This window comes from Sporosarcina sp. NCCP-2331 (assembly GCF_023707945.1).
GTDB lineage: Bacteria > Bacillota > Bacilli > Bacillales_A > Planococcaceae > Sporosarcina > Sporosarcina cascadiensis.
The window spans coordinates 99,479-125,601 of record NZ_BRCD01000007.1 but is presented as its reverse complement, the minus strand read 5'-3'; the positions used below and the strand labels follow the sequence as shown (position 1 = coordinate 125,601).

Annotated in this window: 24 protein-coding genes and 1 pseudogene; 14 read left to right on the top strand and 11 right to left on the bottom strand. The window is 43.0% G+C overall.

The window, feature by feature from the left end; genetic code table 11:
• The first annotated feature begins 22 nt into the window (after positions 1-22).
• The 4 genes from pdaA to NCCP2331_RS06010 all read left to right on the top strand — a co-directional run bounded on the left by pdaA (position 23) and on the right by NCCP2331_RS06010 (position 5,982).
• Positions 23-823: a delta-lactam-biosynthetic de-N-acetylase gene (gene pdaA, locus NCCP2331_RS06025; RefSeq protein ID WP_251669262.1), complete on the top strand. Its 801-nt coding sequence runs from the start codon at positions 23-25 to the stop codon at positions 821-823.
• A gap of 598 nt (positions 824-1,421) precedes the next feature.
• Entirely contained in the window at positions 1,422-1,592 is a 171-nt protein-coding gene (locus tag NCCP2331_RS06020; RefSeq protein ID WP_194841118.1) for an SE1561 family protein, read from the top strand.
• Between the two features lie 24 nt (positions 1,593-1,616).
• On the top strand, positions 1,617-3,149 hold the full coding sequence (locus NCCP2331_RS06015; protein WP_285835512.1) for a fumarate hydratase: 1,533 nt from the start codon (positions 1,617-1,619) through the stop codon (positions 3,147-3,149).
• A gap of 928 nt (positions 3,150-4,077) precedes the next feature.
• Positions 4,078-5,982: a heavy metal translocating P-type ATPase gene (locus NCCP2331_RS06010; RefSeq protein WP_251669254.1), complete on the top strand. Its 1,905-nt coding sequence runs from the start codon at positions 4,078-4,080 to the stop codon at positions 5,980-5,982.
• A 40-nt stretch (positions 5,983-6,022) separates the two neighbouring features.
• Here the strand turns inward: NCCP2331_RS06010 and NCCP2331_RS06005 are convergent, their stop codons facing one another.
• Together NCCP2331_RS06005 and NCCP2331_RS06000 are read right to left on the bottom strand one after the other, a co-directional pair.
• The gene (locus NCCP2331_RS06005) at positions 6,023-6,970 is read right to left on the bottom strand and encodes a YihY/virulence factor BrkB family protein (protein WP_251669252.1); all 948 of its coding nucleotides are present in this window, start codon (positions 6,968-6,970) and stop codon (positions 6,023-6,025) included.
• A gap of 38 nt (positions 6,971-7,008) precedes the next feature.
• Positions 7,009-7,446, bottom strand: coding sequence for a YtxH domain-containing protein (locus tag NCCP2331_RS06000; RefSeq protein ID WP_153722115.1), 438 nt, complete (start codon positions 7,444-7,446; stop codon positions 7,009-7,011).
• 213 nt (positions 7,447-7,659) lie between these two features.
• On the opposite strand from NCCP2331_RS06000, the gene NCCP2331_RS05995 reads away from it, so the two are divergent.
• On the top strand, positions 7,660-9,015 hold the full coding sequence (locus NCCP2331_RS05995; protein WP_251669250.1) for an alanine/glycine:cation symporter family protein: 1,356 nt from the start codon (positions 7,660-7,662) through the stop codon (positions 9,013-9,015).
• Between the two features lie 76 nt (positions 9,016-9,091).
• A complete protein-coding gene (locus tag NCCP2331_RS05990; protein WP_251669248.1) occupies positions 9,092-9,313 on the top strand; it encodes a DUF1128 domain-containing protein in 222 nt (73 codons plus the stop codon).
• 29 nt (positions 9,314-9,342) lie between these two features.
• Here NCCP2331_RS05990 and motB read toward each other — a convergent pair whose 3' ends face one another.
• Positions 9,343-10,110 carry a flagellar motor protein MotB gene (motB, locus tag NCCP2331_RS05985; RefSeq protein WP_251669246.1) on the bottom strand — a complete coding sequence of 256 codons (768 nt, stop codon included), beginning with the start codon at positions 10,108-10,110 and terminating at the stop codon, positions 9,343-9,345.
• Entirely contained in the window at positions 10,094-10,906 is an 813-nt protein-coding gene (gene motA / locus NCCP2331_RS05980) for a flagellar motor stator protein MotA (protein ID WP_153722119.1), read from the bottom strand. Before motA ends, motB begins: the two co-directional genes overlap by 17 nt.
• A gap of 186 nt (positions 10,907-11,092) precedes the next feature.
• Between motA and NCCP2331_RS05975 the strand changes: the two genes are divergently transcribed.
• Together NCCP2331_RS05975 and NCCP2331_RS05970 are read left to right on the top strand one after the other, a co-directional pair.
• Positions 11,093-12,325, top strand: a complete 1,233-nt coding sequence (locus NCCP2331_RS05975) for an aminopeptidase (RefSeq protein WP_251669244.1) — start codon at positions 11,093-11,095, stop codon at positions 12,323-12,325.
• A gap of 441 nt (positions 12,326-12,766) precedes the next feature.
• Positions 12,767-13,342, top strand: coding sequence for a beta-class carbonic anhydrase (locus NCCP2331_RS05970; protein ID WP_251669242.1), 576 nt, complete (start codon positions 12,767-12,769; stop codon positions 13,340-13,342).
• A 147-nt stretch (positions 13,343-13,489) separates the two neighbouring features.
• Here the strand turns inward: NCCP2331_RS05970 and NCCP2331_RS05965 are convergent.
• Together NCCP2331_RS05965 and NCCP2331_RS05960 are read right to left on the bottom strand one after the other, a co-directional pair.
• Positions 13,490-14,010: pseudogene (locus NCCP2331_RS05965) on the bottom strand (NADPH-dependent FMN reductase).
• A gap of 287 nt (positions 14,011-14,297) precedes the next feature.
• Positions 14,298-15,149 carry a VOC family protein gene (locus NCCP2331_RS05960; RefSeq protein WP_251669240.1) on the bottom strand — a complete coding sequence of 284 codons (852 nt, stop codon included), beginning with the start codon at positions 15,147-15,149 and terminating at the stop codon, positions 14,298-14,300.
• Between the two features lie 197 nt (positions 15,150-15,346).
• Between NCCP2331_RS05960 and NCCP2331_RS05955 the strand changes: the two genes are divergently transcribed.
• On the top strand, positions 15,347-15,685 hold the full coding sequence (locus NCCP2331_RS05955) for a winged helix-turn-helix transcriptional regulator (protein ID WP_251669238.1): 339 nt from the start codon (positions 15,347-15,349) through the stop codon (positions 15,683-15,685).
• Between the two features lie 684 nt (positions 15,686-16,369).
• Here NCCP2331_RS05955 and NCCP2331_RS05950 read toward each other — a convergent pair.
• The gene (locus tag NCCP2331_RS05950; RefSeq protein ID WP_251669236.1) at positions 16,370-16,915 is read right to left on the bottom strand and encodes a GNAT family N-acetyltransferase; all 546 of its coding nucleotides are present in this window, start codon (positions 16,913-16,915) and stop codon (positions 16,370-16,372) included.
• A gap of 261 nt (positions 16,916-17,176) precedes the next feature.
• Here NCCP2331_RS05950 and NCCP2331_RS05945 point away from each other — a divergent pair, with 261 nt between their 5' ends.
• The 3 genes from NCCP2331_RS05945 to map all read left to right on the top strand — a co-directional run bounded on the left by NCCP2331_RS05945 (position 17,177) and on the right by map (position 19,243).
• A complete protein-coding gene (locus NCCP2331_RS05945; RefSeq protein ID WP_153722123.1) occupies positions 17,177-17,914 on the top strand; it encodes a tryptophan-rich sensory protein in 738 nt (245 codons plus the stop codon).
• A 144-nt stretch (positions 17,915-18,058) separates the two neighbouring features.
• Positions 18,059-18,400, top strand: a complete 342-nt coding sequence (locus NCCP2331_RS05940; RefSeq protein WP_153722124.1) for a magnetosome magnetite crystal formation protein family — start codon at positions 18,059-18,061, stop codon at positions 18,398-18,400.
• 93 nt (positions 18,401-18,493) lie between these two features.
• Complete coding sequence (gene map / locus NCCP2331_RS05935) at positions 18,494-19,243, top strand: type I methionyl aminopeptidase (RefSeq protein ID WP_251669234.1); 750 nt, start codon at positions 18,494-18,496, stop codon at positions 19,241-19,243.
• A gap of 93 nt (positions 19,244-19,336) precedes the next feature.
• On the opposite strand, the gene NCCP2331_RS05930 is transcribed toward map, so the two are convergent.
• Both NCCP2331_RS05930 and NCCP2331_RS05925 read right to left on the bottom strand, forming a co-directional pair.
• Positions 19,337-20,515, bottom strand: a complete 1,179-nt coding sequence (locus NCCP2331_RS05930; RefSeq protein WP_251669232.1) for a DEAD/DEAH box helicase — start codon at positions 20,513-20,515, stop codon at positions 19,337-19,339.
• A gap of 38 nt (positions 20,516-20,553) precedes the next feature.
• Positions 20,554-21,597 carry a lipid II:glycine glycyltransferase FemX gene (locus tag NCCP2331_RS05925; RefSeq protein WP_251669229.1) on the bottom strand — a complete coding sequence of 348 codons (1,044 nt, stop codon included), beginning with the start codon at positions 21,595-21,597 and terminating at the stop codon, positions 20,554-20,556.
• Between the two features lie 289 nt (positions 21,598-21,886).
• Between NCCP2331_RS05925 and NCCP2331_RS05920 the strand changes: the two genes are divergently transcribed.
• The gene (locus tag NCCP2331_RS05920; RefSeq protein WP_251669227.1) at positions 21,887-23,620 is read left to right on the top strand and encodes a methyl-accepting chemotaxis protein; all 1,734 of its coding nucleotides are present in this window, start codon (positions 21,887-21,889) and stop codon (positions 23,618-23,620) included.
• 45 nt (positions 23,621-23,665) lie between these two features.
• On the opposite strand, the gene NCCP2331_RS05915 is transcribed toward NCCP2331_RS05920, so the two are convergent.
• Both NCCP2331_RS05915 and NCCP2331_RS05910 read right to left on the bottom strand, forming a co-directional pair.
• The gene (locus NCCP2331_RS05915; protein ID WP_251669225.1) at positions 23,666-24,880 is read right to left on the bottom strand and encodes a carboxylate--amine ligase; all 1,215 of its coding nucleotides are present in this window, start codon (positions 24,878-24,880) and stop codon (positions 23,666-23,668) included.
• Positions 24,881-25,047: 167 nt separating this feature from the next.
• Positions 25,048-25,515: a low molecular weight protein-tyrosine-phosphatase gene (locus NCCP2331_RS05910; RefSeq protein ID WP_251669223.1), complete on the bottom strand. Its 468-nt coding sequence runs from the start codon at positions 25,513-25,515 to the stop codon at positions 25,048-25,050.
• 211 nt (positions 25,516-25,726) lie between these two features.
• Between NCCP2331_RS05910 and NCCP2331_RS05905 the strand changes: the two genes are divergently transcribed.
• The gene (locus NCCP2331_RS05905) at positions 25,727-26,101 is read left to right on the top strand and encodes an SLAP domain-containing protein (RefSeq protein WP_251669221.1); all 375 of its coding nucleotides are present in this window, start codon (positions 25,727-25,729) and stop codon (positions 26,099-26,101) included.
• Positions 26,102-26,123 lie beyond the last annotated feature (22 nt).

Sequence of the window (26,123 nt, the reverse complement as noted above, 5' to 3'; positions counted from 1 at the left end):
CTAATAAAAGGAGTTGTGATGTATGGCTAAACATATTTCCGGAATCTTATTAGGCTCCATTTTGCTGGTCGTGGGAATTCTGGTCAATCCGTACGCAGTAAAAGCTGAGGAATTTCATTGGGGATTTAAGAAAGCGACGGACGGCGTTCCTCCTTCTGCCGGATCAGAACTTGATAAACTGCTGGATGATCATGGAGCGATCTATAAGGGGCAAGGAGAAGAGAAGGTTGTCTATCTGACATTTGATAACGGCTACGAAAATGGTTATACGGAAAGCATTTTGGATACGTTGAAAAAAGAAAAAACGCCGGCTACGTTCTTCCTGACCGGCCATTATGTAAAGAGCGCCAGTGATTTAGTAAAGCGCATGGTGAAGGACGGACACGAGATCGGAAACCATTCCTATGACCATCCGAATATGGCTAATTTATCCGAACAGCAGATGAAAGAAGAATGGGAAAAGCTTGACGAAGTACTGTATTCTGTAGCCGGTGTGAGGCGCACGGTCTATGCGCGGCCGCCTGAAGGTGTATTCAATGCAAAATTGCTGCAGGCAGGAAATGACCTGGGTTACCGTCATATTTTTTGGTCGGTTGCATTCATTGACTGGCATAAAGATCAGCCAAAAGGAAAAGACTACGCCTATAATGAATTAATGAAACAGCTGCATCCCGGCGCTGTAATCCTGATGCATACCGTTTCTCCTGACAATGCACAGGCTCTGCCTGATTTTATCCGCGACGCGAAGAAACAAGGCTATAAATTTCACTCGCTCGATCAGCTGGTCAAGGAGTATGAAAGTAAAAGTTCAATGACTCAATGAGTGCACATAAAAAGAGACCTTGTCTGTATTCTTTCTCCAACAGACAAGGTCTCTAATTATTTGGCTCTTCTTCAATTTGCATGTATATTCGTAGTTATCCAATGACTAACCTCAATTGGACAGTTACGGATCCCCTCCTTCGTAATTACCTATCTAGGATTCGATTCGTTTCTATAACTACGACCTCCTTTTCATTTGATTATTCTGACTATACCATCTATTCAGTTATCTGTAAACCCTTTTGTTTCATTTATTTTAAAATATTTTGCTCCATGCTTTGATGTGTATCTTCTCATCTGCCGGCTAAATTAGCTGCGCTTCCAGGCTATGAGCACGGCGGGGGGCGGTATGATCACGCAGCCGGGCCGAATGATCACATGGGCAGGGTGTATGAGCTGAACTGGCCGGGCTATGAGCGCTCGAGCTGTTACTGTGATCATCGGCGAAGCTTCTCTGTCAGGCTGGCCGCGCCAAGAAGACTTTCGCCCGCAAAGTCGAGCAACGGAACCCTACACAAACATGAATCTCAAGCGGAAAGATCAGATTGAAAAAGATCAGCTTTTAATATACGATATCAATGGTGGAAAGAGGTGGATGTATGGACACGTCAGAAAGTAAAGACCAAGTCGTCGAGCTGAAAAACCGTTTCAATCAATTCCTGGAAACACTGGAAGCAATCGAACCGGAAAAAACGGACCTCCAAGAAATAGACCGGCTGATTACGCTGCTGGATGAACTGGAAGAACAGATGGACAGTTATAAAAAATAACATATATATATCGGGGGATTTGAGATGTACATAGAGAAAATCGAAAAAAGTATGTATGAACTGATTTGCGAAACGTCCACGAACTTGCCTAAAGATGTTCGCCGTGCAATCTTGACGGCCAAAGAGAATGAAAATAAAGGCACAAGTTCAGCAATGAGTTTGGACACGATTGCCAAGAATATCAACATGGCGGACGATAAGCTGTCTCCTATCTGTCAGGATACAGGACTTCCGACTTTCAAGATCAAAACACCAATTGGTGTCAATCAATTAGAAATCAAAGCGGCAATCGTACGTGCAATCGAACTTGCTACGAAGGACGGGAAACTCCGTCCGAACGCAGTTGATTCATTGACCGGCGATAACAGCGGCAATAACCTGGGAATCGGCCTGCCCGTAGTAAAGTTCGAGCAATGGGAAGAAGAACATATCGAAGTCAAATTAATTCTTAAAGGTGGCGGCTGTGAAAATAAAAATATCCAATACAGCCTGCCAACTGAATTAGAAGGTCTCGGACGCGCCGGACGCGATTTGGACGGTATCCGCAAATGTGTGCTTCACTCGGTTTATCAAGCACAGGGTCAAGGTTGTTCAGCTGGTTTCATTGGAGTCGGGATCGGCGGCGATCGTTCTTCAGGCTATGATTTGGCAAAAGATCAGCTGTTCCGGGATGTGACGGATAGTAATCCAAATCCTGAACTTGCGAAGCTGGAAGATTATATTCTGGAAAAAGCAAATACACTTGGGATTGGTACAATGGGCTTTGGCGGCGAAGCAACACTGCTTGGATGTAAAGTCGGCGTTATGCACCGCATCCCTGCAAGCTTTTATGTTTCCGTGGCGTATAACTGCTGGGCTTATCGTCGTATGGCAGTGGATATTAATGCAGAATCCGGCGAAATTACAGACTGGCATTATAATGAAGGTGAGAAAATTGCATTCGAGCAGCCGGCAGAAGAATCGAAATCAACTGCACGCGTAGTGAAACTGCAAGCACCTATTTCAGAAGAAGAAATCCGTGGTCTACGGGTCGGTGACGTAGTGAAAATCTCGGGACGCATGTATACAGGACGCGACGCAATCCATAAGCACCTTTCAGAGCACGACGCACCGGTTGATTTGGACGGTCAAGTTATTTATCACTGCGGGCCGGTGGTTCTGAAAAATGAAGAAGGTAAATATGAAATCAAAGCGGCTGGTCCTACTACTTCAATTCGTGAAGAACCGTATCAAGGCGATATCATGAAAAAATTCGGTATCCGTGCCGTTGTTGGAAAAGGCGGTATGGGTCCCAAAACTTTGGCGGCGCTCCAGGAACACGGCGGCGTATATTTAAATGCAATCGGAGGCGCTGCCCAGTATTACGCAGATTGCATTAAAGAAGTTGAAGGTGTCGACTTGCTGGAGTTCGGTATTCCCGAAGCTTTATGGCATTTGCGTGTGGAAGATTTCACCGCAGTTGTCACAATGGATTCTCACGGCAACAGTCTTCATGCTGATATCGATAAATCTTCCCTGGAAAAACTGTCTCAATACAAAGAGAAAGTCTTCAATTGACCCGCGGGCAGCGAATGAAATTTCATTCGCTGCTTTTTTATGTTTTATGGGTCTTCACCAAAACATGTGCTTGACAGTTTAATTGATGAGCAGTTTGAGATTTTTCGTGATTGCGCAGTATAGGATGGTAAGTGGGAAGACACCGTTTCCCTGCGTTCCAGGCGGACGCGTTCCGGAGGGCCCTCGGTGAGCCAACTGGTCGCTTCGCTCCCTTTAGTTGTCTCATCCTATCGGGCTGATCCTCCCGGAGTCGCCGCCTTCCACTCCGGTACACTAGGCTGGTTTTTCAGGACTTTTTATGTGAGTAGGTAGTAGTATGAGCATACTATTTGAGACTATAACGATAGTACCGATGTTTCATGCACTACTTATCATTCTGCAAATACCTAAATTCCTGTGGTCAATGCGTTTACAAAGTCGAGAAAAGAAACTACACCAACTAAACTCGCCCTCTGCAAAAAAGCAACATGACATACTTTCCGCAACACCAGCGTAGGCGCAACTGCGGGGTCGGCCGTTGCGATGAGACCGGTGGCATGTTCTTCGCCAGTAGGCTTATCGCGTTAGGCAATCCCCCAGCGCTGAAGAGGTGTCAAACTGCAAACTCACACTTTATTCAAAATTCCTACAAAGTCGAGCAACGAAACCCGCACAAATCCACCCCCTGCCAAACTGCAGCAGGATTTTCGCAATACGCACGTGACAGGGTCAAGAACAGATTTTGGCGCAGAACCTGTTTTATAAATGTTTTTTGTTCAATTCAGTAACAATCTCTTGTAAACAATGCTATACTGTAGTTAATAATAATTATAATTTCATAATCATTCTATTTTAAGTTTTAAAAGTCGATTCTACTATGTAGAATCGACTTTACTGCTTTAATTAGCCACTTGAAATTGAAATTCATTATCAATTAGGAGGAGTTCAAATGACAATATACACAAGAGAGCAGCCAGAACAGAACGTTGACTGGTCTTCCCGCTTAGAATTAATTGCAGCCATCCTGTCGGGTATTTTCATCTTGACTGCATGGATTTTCAGCAAAAATGGTACAGAAACATTTTCTATTACGCTGTATATCGTTGCTTTTTTAATTGGCGGATATGCAAAAGCGAAAGAAGGAATTGAAGAAACCATAAAAAACAAAGAGCTGAATGTTGAGATGCTGATGATATTTGCGGCGATCGGTTCGGGAATTATCGGTTACTGGGCGGAAGGCGCCATACTGATCTTTATTTTCGCAATCAGCGGTGCGCTGGAAACTTACACATTGAATAAAAGCCATAAAGAAATTTCTTCATTAATGGAAATGCAGCCCGAAGAAGCATGGCTGATTAAAGAAGACGGCAGCGAGGAAAAAGTCTCAACTTCTTCATTGGCGCCTGGAGCAGTACTGCTAGTGAAGCCGGGTGAACGGATTCCTGTTGACGGCCAAGTCTTGAGCGGCATAACATCGGTTGATATGTCGGCAATCAACGGCGAGTCGATACCTGTGACTAAGTCAGAAAACGATGAACTATTCGCAGGAACAGTGAACTTGAACGGAGCCATCCGAATGACGATGACGAAGTCGAGTTCTGAAACATTGTTCCAAAAGATTATTGCTATGGTACAGAATGCGCAAAGTGAAAAATCTCCTTCGCAGCAGTTTATCGAACGTTTTGAAGGATCCTATGTAAAGATTGTACTGACTGCCGTCTTGATCATGATGTTCCTTCCCCACTTTGTGTTTGGCTGGGATTGGACTACGACGTTCTACCGTGCAATCGTACTGTTGGTAGTTGCCTCCCCCTGCGCGCTGATGGCTGCTATTATGCCCGCTACTCTTGCAGCTGTTTCCAACGGGGCAAGACGCGGCGTTCTATTTAAAGGCGGTGTGCATTTGGAACATTTGAGCTCACTGAACGCATTTGCTTTTGATAAAACAGGCACATTAACGACAGGCAAACCAATTGTGATGGATTTCATTGTCAGAGAAGGAACTGATCCAAATAAAGCACTTGCTTTATTCGCAGGTATTGAGTCTATGTCAAATCACCCGCTGGCAAAAGCAATTATCCTGTATGCTGATCAGCAGCAAATCACGCCAGAGCGGAATCTTCACATTGAAGATGTCCCTGGTTACGGAATCAAAGCTGAAACAGATCACGGACTTATTCATATCGGGAATCCCAAATTTGTCGGTACTGACCTGGCGGAGAAATTTCAGGACGGCATTGCTGCGTCCCTGGCCAATGAAGGCAAAACAGTCATTTTCATGAAAGATAAAAATGGCATCGCCGCACTGGCCGCATTGAAAGATACACTGCGGAAAGAAGCCGTCTCTTCTATAAAAGCGTTACAGGCTCTTGGCATCCGCACTGTGATGCTGACAGGAGATAATGAAAAAACGGCCCGTGCGATTGCAGATGAAGTCGGTGTGGACTCTTATGTGGCGGAATGCCTGCCACAAGAGAAGGTTATGCATCTTAAAAAATTATTGAACGAGTATAAAACAGTCGGCATGGTCGGCGACGGCATCAATGATGCACCGGCTCTTGCTACCGCCACTTCAGGCATTGCGATGGGCGAGGGAACAGATGTCGCATTGGAAACTGCGGATGTGGTACTGATGCAGAACGACCTGAACCGCCTGTCATATGCCATCAAGGTTTCCAGAAAAATGCAGCGCATCGTTAAACAGAATGTTTTCTTCTCGATTGCAGTCATAGCGATACTCATCATTTCGAACTTCATGCAGGCGGTGGATTTACCGCTCGGTGTCATCGGTCACGAAGGCAGTACGATTCTCGTGATACTGAACGGGCTGAGAATGCTGAATAAAATCGAATAGAAAAAAGGCAAGGGCAGAATGATTCTGCTCTTGCCTTTTTTCAAATTACAGTCTGCTGTTTCTTTTTATAACGTTCCTGCATGACTGAATTGATGATTCCGCCAATCAGCAGGATGATGGCCGACAGATAAAGCCACATTATTAATACAATGATCCCCGCGATGCTGCCGTACGTATTCGCATAGCTTCCAAAGTTACTAATATAGAAAGAGAAAGCCAGCGACGTAAGTATCCATCCAATCGTCGCGAAAATGGAACCCGGGATAATACTTTTATAACGCAGCTTAATATCCGGGACAAGCCAGTACAGCAATGAAAATACAGCAAATATCATTACTGGCGGTATGATAAAACGGATATAAGTCCACACCGTCAAAAATGACTCTTCCAGTCCTAGGAACGAGAAGAAAAACTTACCGATCGGCTGGCCGAAAATCGGCAGAACCAACGCCACTATTACGGTAGCAATCAGCATAATCGTGAATCCGATTGACAGCCCCTTTGAAACAAAGAAGTTTCGGTCATCTTCTACTTCGTATGCATGATTTAAGCCTTTCGTGACAGCGCTCATCCCTTTAGATGCGGACCAGATCGTCGCAAGGATACCGACCGACAGCAAGCCGCCGCTGCGATTATCCAGCACTTCGGAAAGTGTTCCTTCGATCAGCGCAGCTGTGCTCTCCGGTGCGTACTCACGGATGAACAGGAATATCTGGCTTTGATCCAGATTCAAATAAGGTAAAAGTGTGAAAAGAAAGATTAATAGAGGGAATAATGACAATAGGAAAAAGAACGCCAACTGCGAGCCTGTGGCTGATACATCCAATTCTTTTAAACGGATGATCAATTGTTTGATGAAGCCGCTCGTCGTTGCGGGATTAAAATCTTCTTCGTTTCCATCTTTGACATCTTTGATGAAATCCTTTACCTTTTCGGTTTTAGAAACTTCCTCAGAATCAGAAGAAGGGGCAGCTTTGTGATGATCCACTTCATGCGTCCCCCTTTCGTTTATCGACTCAGTATTTATTATCTTTCCAGCGGTATTACGTTTTTTTTTTGAACCATCGGCGGCAATGAACCGTCCTCCTGGTCAGTATCGGCAGAAGGTTGATTTGAATCCTCATCAATAATCTGCTGATATTCTGTCTTCGCTTCACTGAATGCGTCTTTTGTATCGGTAAACATTTCTTTCACCTGCGGAGTCAGAGTTTTGATTTCATCCACTTGTGACTTAATATAACCGACATCCCCCTTCACTTGCTCAACGAGAGTTTGAACTTTGTCTTTCTTTTCTTGAAGTTGATTTTTCACCAGATCAGGATTTTCTTTGTAATACATCAGTTTTTCATAAGAAACTCTTGCTGAAGTAGCGGTGGATTGTCTTGTTGCACGATCCAGCATACTGACAGCCGCGCCAAGTACCGCGCCTCCTAAAATAAATCTTCCTAACTTGCTAGAACCCATGAATTTCGCCTCCTTATCGCGTTTCCATCACTCTCATTATACCCACACTGCAAGTTGCCAAACAATGAAAGTGACACTTTTTCGAAAAAAAGCTTGACGCAGAGTTGTATTTTTCGGATTATTAAGACTAACAGGAGAAGATTAGAATTCTCTCGAAGGAGCTGACCAGTGATAGTTGAGGAATAGATATAATTATGTATTGGAGGGGAAAAGATGGAGAGATTAGAGAAATTTTTAACTGCTGCATCAGATTTAATCTGGGGCCCCCCGCTGCTGATCTTATTAATCGGTACCGGAATATTTCTTACCATACGTTTAACAGTTATTCAATTGCGCTTATTACCTTACTCATTAAAGCAAGTATTCACAAGAAAACATGATAAAAAAGCAGATGGAGATATTTCGCAGTTCCAGGCTTTGATGACAGCAATGGCGGCTACCGTCGGTGTTGGAAATATTGTCGGGGTCGCTTCTGCCGTAGTTGCAGGCGGACCAGGCGCGATTTTCTGGATGTGGCTCGCCGGATTCTTCGGAATGGCGACTAAATACAGTGAAGCCATACTGGCGGTAAAATATCGCGTCAAGGATTCTAAAGGCTTAATGGCCGGCGGGCCGATGTATTATCTGGAACACGGTCTAAAGCAAAAATGGCTTGGTGTGCTGTTTGCCATCTTTGGTGCACTGGCTGCATTCGGGATCGGTAACGGAACACAGTCAAAAGCTGTTGCGGACGTGATGAAAAGTACTTTTGATGTTCCGCATTGGATTACAGGAGCAGTTCTGCTTGCATTCGGTGCTCTCGTCATTCTCGGCGGAATCAAATCGATCGGGCGTGTAACAGCGTTTTTCGTTCCGATTATGGCATTATTTTATTTCATTGCTGGCGCGATTGTTATGGTACTTAACATTGAACAGGTACCGGCTGCATTCGGACTGATCTTCTCTGATGCATTCACGGGCCAGGCAGTAGCAGGCGGTGCAATCGGTGCGGTAATCCGCTTCGGAGTTGCGCGCGGTCTCTTCTCCAATGAAGCCGGACTCGGTTCTGCTCCTATTGCGGCAGCAGCTGCAAAAACGGATTATCCCGGACGCCAGGCTCTCGTGTCCATGACACAGGTTCTGTTTGATACATTGATCATCTGTTCCATTACAGGCGTAACAATCGTTATGAGTAATCAGTGGCAGGACAAATCGATTGATGCAGGTACACTGACTGCCGCGGCGTTCGGATCATTCTTAGGCGGCATCGGACCGATACTCGTCTCAATCGGACTCGTATTCTTTGCTACATCTACAATTTTAGGCTGGAGTTATTACGGTGAGAAGTGTTTCCAATACCTTGTACCAAACCGCATTGCCGTCATTATATACCGGGTAATCTTTGTCGCCTTTATTTATGTCGGGGCAACATCTTCACTCGACTTAGTATGGCTTCTGGCAGATGTACTGAACGGTCTGATGGCGATTCCAAACTTAATCGGGCTTCTTGGTTTATCCGGAGTAGTTGTGCTGGAAACCAGACGTTTCAAGAAGAAGATTGATGAAGAGCGGGAAGAAGCTAGAAAATAACGTTCCACAGTTCAGTTGACAGCTTACTGCTTTCATGAAATGATAGATTTGATTAGCACAGAAAGGCGGTCCCGTTATGGATTTATCTACAAAATCACCTGAAAATATTGCTTACATGATTGATAAAATTAAAGATAAGCTTCGCATGGTAAACGTAGATGCGATGAAATCTGATAATTTCAGTACAGAGCAATATGAAGACTTGCACTATATGTATGAAATGGTCATGAAACGTGATAATATCACACCAAATGAAATGCAGGCAATTGCTGCAGAACTTGGTTCATTACGCAAATAAAAAAGACTCCCTGAGGGGAGTCTTTTTTATTATTGAGGTTCAATGCTCGTACCGTCTTCCATAACGAGCGGTTGAATAAGCACTTCAACTCTCCGGTTTTTACTGCGGTTTTCTACTGTATCGTTCGGTACAATCGGCTTAAACTCGCCATATCCTTTTGCGCTGAAAAGGTTGGGATCCACCTCATTGCTTTGAACGATGATTTCCAGGAAATTCACTGCACGCATGACACTTAGTTTCCAGTTTGAAGAGTATTCTGCATTATGAATCGGAATATCGTCCGTATGCCCGGTAATAATAACCTGGCGCGGTCTGTCCAATGTCAGCAGCTGTGATATGTCATGAGCAAGACTTTTATACTCAGGACTAATCCCCGCTTCGCCTGATTTAAACAGTACACTGTCACGGATTGTCAGCAACAAACCTTCGCTCGTAAGCACGGTATCAAATTGATTTTCCAGCTCATTCACTGCAATATATTCTTCTAAATCGGCCTGCATTTCACCAAGCGACTGCTGATCTTCAAGATAGGAGGAGTTTTCATTCAGCTCCCCTACGGAGTCTTCAGGTACCGGGACATTTGTCGGAGCGGATTCACTCATAATTCCGCTGCCGCTTTCGAATATCTCACTAAACACTGCCGACATCTGCTGAAATCGTCCTTCATCCACAGAACTGCTGGCGAAAAGAACGATGAACAGCGCGAGCAGCAATGTTAACAAGTCAGCATATGGCAGCAGCCAGGATTCGTTGATATGTTCAATCTCATGCTTCTTTTTCTTACGTTTCTTCGACAACCTGACCAGCCCCCTTGCCATCGCCATCAGTAGCAAGCTTCTTACGGTCTTCCACCGATAAGTAAGATGCAAGCTTCTGCTCAATTACACGCGGTGCTTCCCCTTCCAGAACAGAAAGAATTCCTTCGATGACCATTGTCTTCTGGCGTACTTCTTCTTTAGATTTACGGACCAGTTTATTGGAGAATGGGTGCCAGAGTACATACCCTGTAAAAATCCCCAATAAAGTTGCAACGAACGCGGCAGATATCGCATAGCCGAGCGCGTCGATGTTATTCATATCACTTAATGCGGCAATCAGTCCGACAACCGCCCCCAGAACTCCGAGCGTCGGCGCATATGTACCTGCCTGCGAAAAGATCAATGCTCCGACTGAATGACGTTCCTGCATCGCTTCCACTTCTTCACTCAGAACATCACGAATATAATCTGCATTTTGACCGTCAATCGCAAGACCCAGACCACTTTTTAAAAACGGGTCTTCTATTTCATCAGTTTTCGCTTCTAATGCTAATAGACCTTCACGGCGTGCTACATCTGCCCATGAAGAGAATAACCGGATTAAATCTGCATCCGAAGTCAGTTTTTGCTGTGTGAAAATAATCTTGAAAAGTTTAGGCACACGCTTCAGTTCATTCATCGGAAAGGCAATAACTACTGCCGCTACCGTACCGCCGATAATTATCAGAATAGCTGCCGGGTTTAAAAGCGCATCCGGTGTCACACCTTTAAGTGTCATCCCGACGAGAAGCGCCACTAAGCCCACTACTAACCCTACTACTGTGGATAAATCCATTATAAAAGCCTCCAAGTACTGCATTCTTCTTATTATTTCGGTCATTTGCTGTAGTTCTTTAGTAGAAATGTATGACAAAAAGTGATAATTTTATGGCGTTTTGAAAGCCTGCTGTTGCTTTATGATTGCGAAGTCCAATCCGCCCTTGATATTATTGACTTATAGAAGTGAAAAGGAGATGTCATAATGGAGCAATTTGAAACCCAGCTTTCCAACTACGCTGAACTGGCCGTTAAAGTAGGTGTCAACATTCAGCAGGATCAATATTTGTTTATAAGTGCTTCCACTGATACAACACAGCTTGTACGGTTAATCGTCAAAGAAGCTTACGAAGCAGGTGCACGTCAAGTGTTTGTCGACTGGGCTGATGATGTCGTCACGCGTCTTCGCTATGAAAAAGCTCCTGCAGATTCCTTCGCGGAGTTCCCTTCATGGAAGAAGATGGAACGTGAAGAGCTTGCCAAAAAAGGCGCTGCTTTTATGTCTATCGTCTCGCAGGACCCTGATTTATTAAATCGCATTGAATCCGGCCGGATCCGTGATAATCAAAAAGCATCCAGTACAGCACTCAGTAAATTCAGACAGGCAATGCAGGCCGATAAATTCAGCTGGACAGTCATTGCTGCCGCATCACCGGCATGGGCTGCTAAAGTGTTCTCCGAAAAGCCGGCAGAAGAACAAGTTCCTGCTCTCTGGGAAGCCATCTTGCGGGCTGTAAGGGCAGATTTGCCGACCCCTGTTGATGCATGGCTGAAACATGATGAAAACCTTCATAAAAAGGTAGATTATTTGAATGGCAAACATTATCACAAACTCCATTATACAGCTCCAGGTACAGATTTAACAATAGAATTACCGGAAAAGCATCTATGGTGCGGAGCTGGCAGCATCAATCAGGCGGGGCATGAATTTATGGCAAATATGCCGACAGAAGAAGTATTTACAGCTCCATTGAAAAATGGTGTGAACGGGTATGTTTCCAGTACAAAGCCTCTGAGCTATGCAGGTACAATCATCGATAAATTTACTATCACTTTTAAAGACGGCGCGATAACAGATATTTCTGCTGAACATGGCGAGGAAATGCTGAAGCAGCTGATTGATACAGATGAAGGCGCTAAGTTTTTAGGTGAAGTGGCGTTAGTGCCGCATGATTCTCCCATCTCAAACTCCAATATTTTATTCTATAATACGCTGTTCGATGAAAATGCCTCTAACCATTTAGCGATCGGCAGTGCATATGCCTTCAATTTGGACGGCGGAAAAGAGATGGATTCTGAGCAGCTTCAGAAAAACGGTTTGAACCAAAGTCTTACACATGTGGACTTCATGATTGGTTCAGAACACATGGATATTGATGGAATTTTGGCTGACGGCAGCATTGAACCCTTATTCCGAAAGGGAAATTGGGCTTTCTAAAATCCGTCACATTTTATTCAAACTTTGGCTCAGCCTCTTAAAATCACGCCTGATTTCGTGTATAATAGGTAACAGAACATATCATAATTGAAATGAGGGACTCACGATGGCTTTAATGTTCACTACAGTTATCGGTTACACAGTAGTACTTGGACTTGCGTCATGGTTTACCATGCATTTCTTAGCAAGTGCACTGGATTCATCTGACTCAGTAATCATTGATCCAAAACCTGAAGCAAGAAACTAATTTGCTTGATTCCGTCCCTGACGGATACAGTTTTACAGGAAAGAGTTGCCTACCTGGCGACTCTTTTCTTTTATAAATTTTTAAAATCATTGTCAGTAGACAGAACATTTCGATGCTTCTTGCTGGAATACAGGACAGTAGCGGGTGTACTATTATATAGTATAAAAAAGATGAAGCTCCGGGAGGTTATTGAAATGACATCGTTATCTGAAATTATGAATTACAATCAAGCATTCGTGGAAGAGAAGAAATACGAAGAATTCGCCACTACCAAGTTTCCAAATAAGCGGATTGTCATCCTGACTTGCATGGACACCAGACTGATTGAACTTCTTCCTAAAGCTATGAACCTGAAAAATGGCGATGCTAAAATCATTAAGAGTGCCGGCGCTATTATTACGCATCCCTTCGGTGGCCTGATGCGAAGTGTTCTTGTAGCAGTTTACGAACTGCAGGCAGATGAAGTGTATGTAGTCGGTCACCATGACTGCGGTATGAGCTCGATCGATACAGACCGTATTGTCGGCAGTATGGTCGACCGCGGCATTGACCCTGGTATGTTCAAGACACTTGAATATTCAGGCATCGATATGGAAGCGTGGCTGCATGGTTTCAGCGATGTCACAGAGAGCGTGAAAAAGAGTGTGGACGCTATCAAGAATCATCCATTGATACCAGCAGACGTCAATGTCCACGGTCTTGTCATCGATCCTGAAAATGGCAGGCTGGATGTTATTGAAAATGGTTATGAGGCAGCTGAAAGAGTATAATTGCTGTGAGGATAATAGGGCTGTTCCAGACATCATGATGATATGATGTCTGGACAGCCCTATTTTTCAAACCTCATTTAAAACAGTTATTTATCTGCAACAGAGTCCAATTTAGTTCTTGTGAAAGGTCGTTTAAAAAACCCACTATTATCTGAGTGTTTTTAACGCACCGCTCCAAGCAATAACTTGGTCAAGCATCAAATCCACATTATCCAAATGCAGCTCTTGTGGTTTCAATACCGATCCGTTTTCAAAAACAGTAAAGAGAGATAGCGTAGGATGGGTGCGCACATCTGCAATCATTAGTTCTCCCAATATACCTAGCAAATGTTCTGCTGCTTGAGCCCCACCTGTTGAACTATAACTCACAATACCTGCAGCTTTGTTATTCCATGCATCACGCGCAGAATCCAATGCATTTTTCAGCGCCCCTGAAATACTATGATTATATTCCGCGACAACAAATACAAAACCATCCAAGCTGGCCAGTTTGTCATTCCAAGCCGTAATTCCGGGCTCAATCCCGTCAATTGTTCCTAAGAATGGCAATTGGAATTCAGCAATATCGACGATTCCATAATTGGTATCTCCCCGTTTGTCTGCAATTCCTTTTATCCATTCCCTACTTGTGGGCTAATCCGACCTTCACGTGTACTACCTAAAATAATTCCTAACTCATCGTATTCATTTTGTCTTCCTTCTTAGATTGTTTCAGTAAATATTCTTGTGAAAAAACTCATCTATATTGGTTGAACTTAAAACTTACATTGTAGAAGTAACTTAGCGCCGTTGATTTTCGTTCCAGGCGGACGCTTGTCTTGCGGACCCGCGGTGATACAACTTTCAACTACAATCAACCGAGCAGTCAGAACATAACTCCCTTTTACATGTGAAAAATTTAATACAACTTATATAATTGGTACCAACCTATTCTTTCTTTTGCAAGTCTACCTGTTTATACTTCTAAAAGGATTCGATTTCCTGAAGGATCAAATACGATATAGTGAGTGTCTTCTTCTATAACGCTTCCGCCAATGCACTTAATATTTTCGATGACTTTCAAGCGGGTATCTCCATCAGGTAAAACGAGTGTAAAGGATTTGAGACCTACACTATTATGAGACGGCCGCGGTGCTCCCTTCCCGTTCCATAGGTTGACTCCTATGTGATGGTGGTATTTTCCGGAAGATAGGAACAGCGCCTGCCCACCAAACCGGTTGACGACATCGAGTCCTAAACCCTTCACATAGAACTCTTCAGTTTTCTCCAATTCAGAAACGTGTAAATGGATGTGCCCCATCACCGTTCCTTCCGGCATTCCAGGCCATGCCAACTCTGGACTAGCAATGGCTAGCAGATTTTCAAAATCAAGAGGATCGACGGTCATCGTCACTTCATCCTCTATCCAAATCCATTCAGAGGAAGATCGATCGACATAAATCTCAATCCCGTTTCCATCTAAGTCATTGAGGTACAGCGCTTCACTGACATGATGATCGGAAGAGCCAAATGGAATACCTTGTTTGGATAAATGAATCACGAGATTCGCCAAATCCACTCTCTTCGGTAATAGAATTGCAAAATGATACAACCCTGTAGTTCTAACTTGCTTAGGCAAAACATCTTCCGGTTGTTCCAGTGACAAAATACTGTCCTTTCCATTTACTGTTAGCTTTACAGAAGAAGTGGTTTGCTCTAGGATTTCGAAACCAAGTGTATCTTGGTAGAATGATAGCGCCCGCTTCAAGTTTTCAACTTTAATTTGTACATGACCAACAAATGCTGTTGGCTTCGTATGGAAACTCATATTAATCCTCCTATCGTTTTTTCTAAATGATTCATTAGATATTAACTTAACCAGTACAATTCAACCCTCACTTTGTAAGTTAATTACTTTATGTAACTAACAGTATATTAGTATCAAGCTTTCGTCAAGTACTTTTGTTTCATTATGTAAGCTAAACGGTTTTCATGGTATACTGTGTGTAAAGAGGTGAATATCCAATGAAACAACCAACAATTTGTCCGAAATTCGAAAAAGCCATCTCACTTCTTAGTCAAAGATGGACGGGGTTGGTAATTTATCAGCTTTTATCAGGGACTCAACGGTTTAACGAGATTCAGTCTGCAGTTGGAATTAGCGGCAAAGTCTTATCTGATCGTTTGAAGGACTTGGAAAACCAAGGAGTTGTCAAACGGGAAGTATTCCCTGAAACTCCTGTAATCATTAAATATTCCTTAACCGAAAAAGGTCATTCTCTGGAACCTGTTCTAAAAGAAATTGAAAACTGGTCGAAATATTGGGTATCTTCAGAAGATGAAGTACCCTGCGAACTTAATTAGGGGCTGCAGAATAACTTACTATCCCTCTATCTAATAATTTCATACATCTTTTGTTGAATAAAGAGTGCACAGAGAAACTTGAAAACTTAGACTTGAAGAGCATAACAGGTACGAACACAGCAAAAACCAGATAATTACGCGTCATGAGTTCTTCTTACAATTCGGAGGTCATGAACTCTGGTCACCGTTGCGTTGTCAGGGTTTCCCTACTACCTTGAACCGTATAAGATATTTACATCAAGACGCTAGGAGATACCCAACGAGGAAGTATGGCTTATAATAAACGACTTGCACTTGGCTCTCTCGTTATCATAGAAAAACTAGGGCTGAGTAACGTAGAAACAATCCAAAACATTTAGGGTAATCCATCTCTGTAATACTTCATCTGACTTATTTTCTTTCAGGAAATAACTCTTTTCTCATTCTCGCAAATGTTCAGTGTAGAGTTGCGAAGTCTGCTTTTGATTGATCAAAGAGTTACAGAATTACAGTTAGTTTGAAGAAAAGCATTATTTGCATTCCGCCTAGCGAATGCAAATAATGCGGAGTTAGCCGCTTCAGCTTCTAAGATACATGATATTCTTCAACTTCAAATATTTGTATGCAAATTAAATCCGGCTTCTTCTATTCGAAGAGCCGTTTTTTAATTTTTGCTGTCCATTTCCGCCACGCGGTCTTGCCCTTTCAATAATCCTCTTCCAAAATAGCGTACATATAATGATCTTCCCATACACCGTTTATAAACAACAGCTGCCTCAATAGGCCTTCCCTTTGAAAACCTGCTTTTTCCAGCACTTTTACGGAACCGCCGTTGCGGGGAGACACGTAGGCTTCTACACGGTGCAGATTGGCTTTTTCAAAAGCAAAATCATTTACCAGTCTCACCGCTTCGGTTCCGATTCCCCTGCCTGTCTGGTTTTGATCGATGGAATAGCCGACAAATCCGCTGGAAAAAGGCAAACGCTTAATACTGTACAGTGAAATCTGTCCGATAATCATGCTCGATCTAGAGTCAAAAATCCCAAAATTGTATTCTCTCCGGTCACGCATCTGATAAAGTGATTCGCGAATTTTATCTCTCTGCATGGCTACTGTGTAATACGTGTGATCATGCCGAGGTTCAAATTCCGTCCAATAGTCTTTATTTGCAATGAGCAGCTGGGTGAACTGATAGGCATCATCTTCTGTCAGCACCCGCAGGTAGCATTGCTCCCCTTCCAGTAAAATCATATTCTCCTCATCCTTTTCGAAGCATTCTGTTCTAACCGTATATTTCATTCAGGTTATGAATGAAATGGAGAATCCATGCTGTTTACCTGAATTTGTTAGTATTCATTATAGTATTTTTTTCGTCTATAAGACAATTATATCAAAAAGAGCAAGATTACAGTCAATAGAATGTCATACTTTATTATTTGTAAAGGAAAATTCATACTTTCCTCATTTATTATCCGTTATTCTCTGTATACTGTTGTTCAGGAGGATTTTATCATGCTAAGAATACTATTTATGGTACTTTCGCTGCTCATCATGATTTGCACACATATATCTGCCAATTTGATTCCGTTGAATGGGCTGACCACTTGGGAAATTGCCAATAGAGTGCCTGTTTTATTCATGCCGGCAGAATATGTCTTTTCCATTTGGATCGTGCTTGATTTATTAATGGTGAGTTGGTTATATTTATTTATTAAAACTTCAGCTGGCCTGTCTTCATCGATTGTCAATCTGCGGTCAATCTGTTTTTGTCTCAGCTGCTTTTTAAATATCGCATGGCTGTTATTATGGCACTACGGCTTTTACTACTGGGCGATCGTCAGCGTGTTCGCTTTACTGATCTGCTTATTGGTTTTCTATTTCAGTTATCCGAAAATGGAGTACTTAAGTCGGGAGCGCTTGCCGATCTCCGCCTATATGGGCTGGATTTTCATCGCGGTCATTGCGAATACGTACTATGCTTTCAAATTCCACGATTGGACAGGATGGGGTCTTAGTGATCCGTTATGGACTGTCATCTTCTTGAGCCTGACTACGGCTATTGCTTTACACTTTATGTATCATTACCGGGATTCGATTTTCAATCTGATTATCATTTGGTCTTTCATCGGAATTGCGATAAAAAACGGTACGGATGAATTGTTCGTCTCTACGGCAGCTTTATTCCTTTCTGCTGTTATTGCTTTTATTTTAATCATGGGTAAACGCTTTTCAAAATCACAAAGCTTTTAAGAAGACTGTCTGGAGGTCAGTAAAATGACTTTTCACAGACAGTCTTTTTTTAGAATGATGATTCAAGTGATGTTTTAAGCAAATCAGGGTATAGGTTACTGTATGAACCATCATGCTATAGAGGACTGTATGGGAGGCTGCACTATGACAAATTCAAGATTACTTTCTTCTCTATGCTATTTCAGTATTTTTTTCGCACCGCTTCTTCTGCCTGCCATTATTTATTTTGTGACAGATGAGTTTGAAGTCAAACGGCACGCAAAGAAATCCATTATTTCGCATATCATCCCAATGGCACTATTAATCGCAGGATTCATTGTTATGTCATTTTCTATTTTCTCTTTTAATCCGCAAGTTGTCGCACCGACTGATGGAAACTTTATATTTTGGAGTATGACTCCCCTGATTTTCATTATTTTATACAGCCTTTTATTTCTGGTCGTGTTAATTTGGAATGTCTATCAAGGAATTAAGGTGTTGAAATAGTCCCCTTTTTTCGGGCAAAACATTAAAAGTTCATAGGGAGAGTATGATATAGTATGAATTGAATAATTTGTACGGAAGAAAGGACTTGTGAATATGATTATAAAAAATGATGAACAATTAGATGGGTTACGGAAGATCGGACGAATCGTTGCGGAAATTCGTGAAGCGTTAAGAGAAGCTGCAGCACCGGGCGTCACGACGAAAGAACTCGATGAAATTGCCGGTCGCTTATTCTCAGAAAAAGGGGCAGTTTCCGCTCCAATCGATCAATATGATTTCCCAGGCTACACTTGCATCAGTGTCAATCATCAAGTTGCGCACGGCATCCCGGGCAGTTATGTCATTCAAGACGGAGACCTGGTCAATGTGGATGTATCCGGTTCTTGTGGAGGCTATTTTGCCGACACCGGTATTTCATTTGTAGTTGGCACTCCTGATGAAAATAAACAAAAGCTTTGTGATGTTGCGAAATCTTCATTGGACCGCGCGCTGGCAAAAGTAAAGGCCGGCTCCAGTCTGAATCAGATCGGTAAAGCAGTGGAACGAGAAGCGAAAGACCATGGCCTGCATGTCATAAAAAACCTGACAGGCCACGGAATCGGCACGGCCCTGCACGAAGAGCCTCAACATATTCTGAACTATTATGATCCATGGGATAAAGCATTATTAAAAGAAGGAATGGTGCTTGCTGTAGAGCCGTTTATTTCACAGAAAGCGGAACAGGTCATTGAGCTGGATGACGGCTGGACGTTTGTTACGCCGGATAAATCTTTAGTCGCACAGATTGAGCATACGGTAGTCGTGACGAAGGGTGAACCAATTATCCTTACTTCTATTGACTAAAATTAATGAAGAGCGTTTGCGAATACACGCAAACGCTCTTTTGGTTACATAAAAAAAGAAGCGAGCACAAATCACTTGCGCTGCTCCTTATGATTATTTCTTTTTCTTTTTCGGCTTTGAAGACTTTGGTGCAGATTTACGCATATCATCAACCGTTTTTGCATTTCCTTCAATCAACTCACCGCTGTACCATACTTTTTGTACAGTTTTGATGCCTTTTGTAACTTTGCGGTAGTCCCGTTCTTCATTATAAGACAGCAGCGTCAGTACTTCCCCGTCTGCTCCTGCACGTCCTGTGCGTCCTGAACGGTGCAGATACTGCTCCACTGTATGCGGAACATCAACATGGATTACATGAGTGAGTCCTTCAATATCCAGTCCGCGCGCTGCTAAATCCGTAGCGATGAGGACCCGGATATTTCCCTTTCGGAAGTCTTCCAGCGTTTTCTGACGATCGAATTTCTTCATGTCAGAATAAAGAACTGCGACCGGCGCCTCGTTATACAGCAATTTCAGTTCTTTCATCCGCAACTGATCTACATTATTCATGAACGCCAGGGCACGTACGCCTGATAATGAAGATACCCCGCGCAGCGTATCAGTTTTCTTGCGGTCATCAACTTTAACATACGAATGGACAACATGACCGCTGTCCGGGATTTCATCCGCATTCACTTGCAGACGGATTGGCTGCTGCATCATGTTCTTGGCCACCAGTTCGATTTCCTCTGTGATGGTAGCCGACACAACCGCCAGCTGACGTTCGGGATTAGCCGCTTCAATCAAATCCTTGACCAACACTCTGTACTCGCGTGACAACAGTTGGTCGCCTTCATCGATTACAACATATTTGACGTCATACATTTTCAGCTTTCTCTCTTTAACGAGTTCGTTCAGTCTTCCCGGCGTACCCACAACAATTGTCGGCTTTTTCTTCAACTTTTCGATCTGACGCTGCATATTGGCGCCGCCGATCAGCTGTGTGACGGTTACAGATGTACCTTCTACCAAATCACGAATGACGTTGACGATTTGCATCGACAGCTCCTGAGAAGGTGTGATGATTAATGCCTGTGTCTTCGGTACATCTCCATTGACCATCTGAATCAACGGCAATACGTAGGCTAATGTTTTACCTGTCCCCGTTGGAGATTCTGCTACGATATCTTTGCCCGCAAGCATTTCCGGAATCATCAATGATTGGATCGGCATAGGCTGTTTAAACTTCCATTTTGTGCGCAAAGATTCATTCAGCTCATCTAAAAAAGTCATTCGGTTCACTCTTTTCTTCAGTTGAGGAAATCAACCGTTTATTTTTTTTGAAACTTCTTTTTCATCTTTTGAATTTTCGGCACGACTTTCACAAACATATTATATATAAAAGGCTTGTAAACTTTATCAATCTCGCCAATAAATTCAGTTACGCCGTCTTTTTGACAAAAACTGTTTTTGAAATTATATAATCCATCTTGTTCACTGTCGAGAACGAATACACCTCCGAGGTCATACTGCTCTGCCCCGATTTCCAGTCCCCACAGCATCATTTCATAATTCATTAGATAGCTTGGGTTCAGATTACGTTTTGTATTCGAGCTGCCGGCATATAAATAATAAAGCTTGCCGTTATAGTTGATTGTAATCGCACCTGCCAGATAGTCCTCTTCATGCTTCGCAATATAAATCCGCAAATCATCGAAAGCTTCGCGCATTTTCACAAAGTAATCGTAAGAACGAATGGCAATTTGGTTGCGTACGGACATTTCCTCATAGATTTCAAAAAATCTCTTTAAATACTCATCACTTCGAGAATAAGAAACTTCCACACCTTTACGTGCCGAACTCCTAATTTTACTTCTCGTGCGCCCGCGGAATTTCAACATTAAAGAATCAGGATCTTCGCCTGTTAATTTGACAATCATATTGTAGCGCGGCTGAATCAAGTCCTCTTTGCCGGCCCCTTCATTGCGCACTATGTAACCTGCATTACGGTACAGCTGATCCAGTTCTTCAGTAAAGAGCTGTTCAGGGTCCATTTTCAAAGCAAATGCCTTATATTTCTTCGCCAGTACGTCTGCTTCTTTCAGCAATTCTTCAATCAGCGCTTTGTCATGCAAATCACAGATAGGGCCTCTTGGCGCATACAGCAAGGAATAGCCGCCGGGCACGGATTTAATGAGCAGCGACATGGCAGCAGCAATTTCTCCGTCACGTTCTACATATACCTGTGCATTTCCCCAGTCATCTTTTACATCCGCCCAGTTGGGATCTTGTGTAATGGAACGGGTTGGTGAATTTCTCACGAATGTTTCATATCGTTTAACATCTTCTGCATTAGTTTTATCTAAAATCGGCACTTCCGGAACACTCCTTACGTTACCGCAGCTCCGTAAAATCACACTTTATATGTAACTCATTAAAGTACTGAAAGTTACAGCCACAGCTCTATTAAGTGTAGCCTACTGCATTTTTCAAGTCAAGAAACGAAGAGCCACTCTCCCATCAGGTTCTTTTGCAGTCTCAATTACTTGACAAGTTCCATATGTAAAATGCTTGAAGCTATTCCGTTATTAATCAGAATAGCCTATACTAGAGAAAGGGATAAAGGATTCACGTCTCGTTTGTAAGAAAAGGGGGATTTACATAGTGAAAGGCTCAGTACGCAATAAATTGATAGCGCTTGCAGCTTTGGTTATTTTGATTCCATTATTGGTCGTGGGGATCGTTAACTATTTTGTTGCCAAGTCAGAATTGGAACATGTCGGGGAAATGGGTCTGCAGAACGGGACTTATGCTGTTCTGGACTTAATTGACGAATTGAATGCACAAGTAGAAGCCGGGACACTCAGTTTGCAAGAGGCACAGGACCGTGCCAAAAACAAAATAATGGGGACACGCAATGAAGACGGAACACGCTCTTTGGACAACCCCGTGAAATATGGTGAAAACTTTTATTTCTATGTGGTGGATGAAGAAGGTTTATTGCTTGTCCATCCTCAAAAAGAAGGCGAGAGCTTATATGAAACGAAAACAAGAGACGGGCGTTACTTCATTCGCGAGGTGATTTCAGAAGCGAAGAACGGAGGCGGCTATGTACAGTATGATTGGCCCCTGCCTACAAACTTAAAGGTAGAAGCCCCGAAAATCACGTATAGTCTGCAAGACCCGCATTGGGGATGGGTTATCGCTGCCGGGACGTACTTAGTGGACTTTAACGCGGGTGCCAAAAATGTTCTTTGGTATACGTTGATATCCGTTGTCATTTCAATAATTGTTGGTGTTGCGCTGTTTTCAATCTTCTCCGGCAGACTGACATCGTATATTAAGAATATCCGCCTGATTACTGCTGAGATTGCAGAAGGTAAGCTGACAGGCCCTGATATACCGATCCGTTCAAGCGACGAACTCGGCCGCCTGGCTGAAAACGTCAATGAAATGAAGAATAGTCTTAATGAAATGGTAGGCCATACACGAGATTCATCTGATCGCATGCGGGCTTCCTCAGAAACTCTCAGCGCGATTACAGAAGAAGCGACTGCATCGGCTGATGAAATCCATAGCGCTATTACGGAAGTTTCAACCGGAGCTGTAACGCAGGCTGAAGAAGCAGAAGTGGCAATTACAAAGGTTGACCACCTATCCTCCTTGATATCAAATACGACAGAGCAATATGGAAATGTCGTGAACGAGATGCATAGTATCAATAATCTGCAGAGCTCCGGAATGGAGAAAGCTGAAAACCTTGAAGAGAATTCTCAAAACTTCACCGTTGTCATTCACGATCTCCAAGGGAATTTCACACAGCTGATGTCCCGCATGAATGAGATTCAAACGATTGTGCAGACGATTTCATCGATTTCTGATCAGACGAATCTGTTAGCGCTGAACGCAAGTATTGAAGCTGCACGCGCAGGAGAACACGGAAAAGGCTTTGCCGTAGTAGCCAACGAAGTGCGCCAATTATCGGAAGATACAAATGAAGCAACAACGAGAGTCCGCGATTTATTGGTTCATATTCGTAAAGATACGACAACAGCTGAGAATCAAATGAAACACACATTGGATCTGTCGAGCAATCAGGCAGGAATAATATTGGAAACGAAGAGTGCTTTCGAGCAATTATCAGGTTCCATCAACAACATTACAAGCTTGCTGCACACGATGGAAAGTGATATGAACAGCATGGACGATAATCGCCGGTCTGTTGTGCAGGCCATCAATCAAATCGCCTCTGTCGCAACCCAGTCAGCAGCAGCGACTGAAGAAGTGAATGCATCTATTGACGAACAAAAAGCTGCAATCAACACGATCATGCATGCTTCTCTTGAACTTCATACGGAAGCTGAAAAGATGCACGATCTTGTGGATCGGTTCAGTTAATGCAAAAAACACATCCCCGCTGATCTTACGCGGAGATGTGTTTTTTCAGTCTGTAGAATTCTTATACTTTTTATAGTAATTAATCTGTCTCATCAGCAAGTATAATTTGCGTTTCATATGCGGATCTTTTTTGTAAAACAGCGGATTGCCGTACTTCCCTGCTTTTAGAAGCGAACGGATCTCTTTTTCAATCGGCGGGTTGTCGACGAACTTTTTCAGAACCGCTTTCGGTACGACTGTGAATAAGAAATGATCATCAAGGTATTTCAACGGTTTCTCTTTTCCGTAAACTAAATCATCCACTAAGTACTTCGCCATATTCTCCCCGCACTGTGTGATGTAGTAGCTCGAGCGTCCCTGTCTGATGTTCACTTCAAATACTTTGAACTTGCCGTCGCGCTCATCATATTTCAAATCAAAATTACCGTAGCCGACATAGCCGACTGCTTCCAGGAACTTGGCAAGTTTCGTCATAACTTCTTCATTAAATCGTGTAATGAGCGCTGTATAGTTACCAATCGCTGTCATGGCGCGTTCTTGCAGGACGACCTGCGCAAATGTAATCAGCTGCGGCTTGCCATGCTGATCCGCGTAGTAGACTGCATCCCACATATACGTATCATCTCCCGGAATGAAATCCTGGATGATCAGATCTTCTGTATAACCGCTCGCTTTCACCATTTGAATAATGCGGTTGACTTCTTCATATGTATCCACTTTATAGATTTTCTGAAGCCCTTCGAACGGGTGGCGGTAATACTGCACTCCGTCACTCGGCTTAATGATTACAGGAAACAGTACATGTTCCGTAAATGGTTCATCCGATAAACAGGAATGAAAATAGGTAGACGGTGTATCGATCCCATGAGCTGCACACAGTTCATAGAAATTCTTTTTAATGTACACTGCGTTCATGACTTCTTCGTCAATATAATTGAACAGAAAATCTTCCTTCAACTGCTCGTGCTGTTCAATGATCAGGCGCACATATAAATCGTCCGTACCTATCAAAATCAGCTTTTGACCGTCCGTTCTGTATTTCTTTGCCACTTCACGCAAAAACTCGACAAACACTTTCGGATCATGCAGGCCGCGGTTCAATTCCTGGATATCCGTGATCGTGCTGTAGCTTGTAAACGGCAGCGGTTCTCTACCTACAATTACGGGTTTGATCTGATATTCTTCATGAAATGATATAGCCATATTGTACGCGTTAATATTCGTTCCGACGATAATCGGAATAAAAGGATGCTTACTCATAAATTCCTCCAGCAGACGTTTTTCCATTTAAGTGTAGATGTCTCGAAATCGTAAGTCAAGAAACTGTCATCCCTCACTAGCTATAAGTTTTATAGACTACATTTTGGTCATTCCAAACCCAAGGATAAACCTGTGGCGGCTTTGATCTTCATGTAAAATATAAATATTCATTTTGCGAATTCCTCTTTCTTAATAAGTTCCAGCAATGACTGACAGCCTTCCAAAACCAGATCATAGGTTTCTTGGAAATCACCTGTAAAGTACGGGTCAGGCAAGTCTTTTTGGTGACTCGTCAAATCTAAAAACCGAATAATTCGCGGATGATCGGCATTTTCGAATCGTTCACAAATATTTGCGATATTCTCCGCATCCATACCGATGATATAATCAAATCCTTCCGCATCCTCCTTCGTTAATTGGCGTCCTGCCATTCCTTCAGAGGATACTTTATATTCCTTCAGTTTGGATAGAGTCCCCTGATGCGGCGGTTTGCCAACATGCCAATCACTTGTACTCGCTGAGTCCACTTCGATTTGATCGGCTAATTGTTCATCAGCCGCCATTTTTCTGAAGACCCCTTCTGCCATAGGAGACCGGCAGATGTTTCCCAGACAAACAAATAAAACTCGTATCATGTCAATCTCTCCCCGATTCATATTTTTTATGCATATTAAAGTATACATCATTCCCAATGCCCATTCAGCCGGCACGCGGAAGAATGTAATGAGAATGAAATCTAATTTGTGAAACTTGCCTGCTTGCAAAGCCGTCAAATCATTAGAAGAAATTACTAGGACTAAAATATCAGCATTAAGGGAAAAGAAACGAATAAAGGAGGTCGGGGCTATGCAGGTTATATTTGAAAAGACATGGGAAGACACCTTGTCCGATCAGCAGAAACAAACTTTTATCCAGCAATATAGCAGGAAAGATCTAATTAAGGGAGGATTTACGGCAAGCCCTATCCTTCTAAAGAAAAAGCGCAACGGCGGTCTTGTGGCAACGGTGTTTTTGCAAAATAATAGTTCTGTTCCGCTTTCATTACGCGTAATTACCGCCCATTTAATAAATGAACTTGGAGAGACTATGGCTCATGAACGCTTCTCGCTGTCCCTTGAGATCCCCCCGTATACAGCAACTCCCTGGTCGTTTGTCTTCTCGCCGGAACATATGAAGTCAGCCGCTGAACCTGCAGATACATGGAGCGTATTAGTAAATTAATTGCAAAAGTGATGCGTTAAAT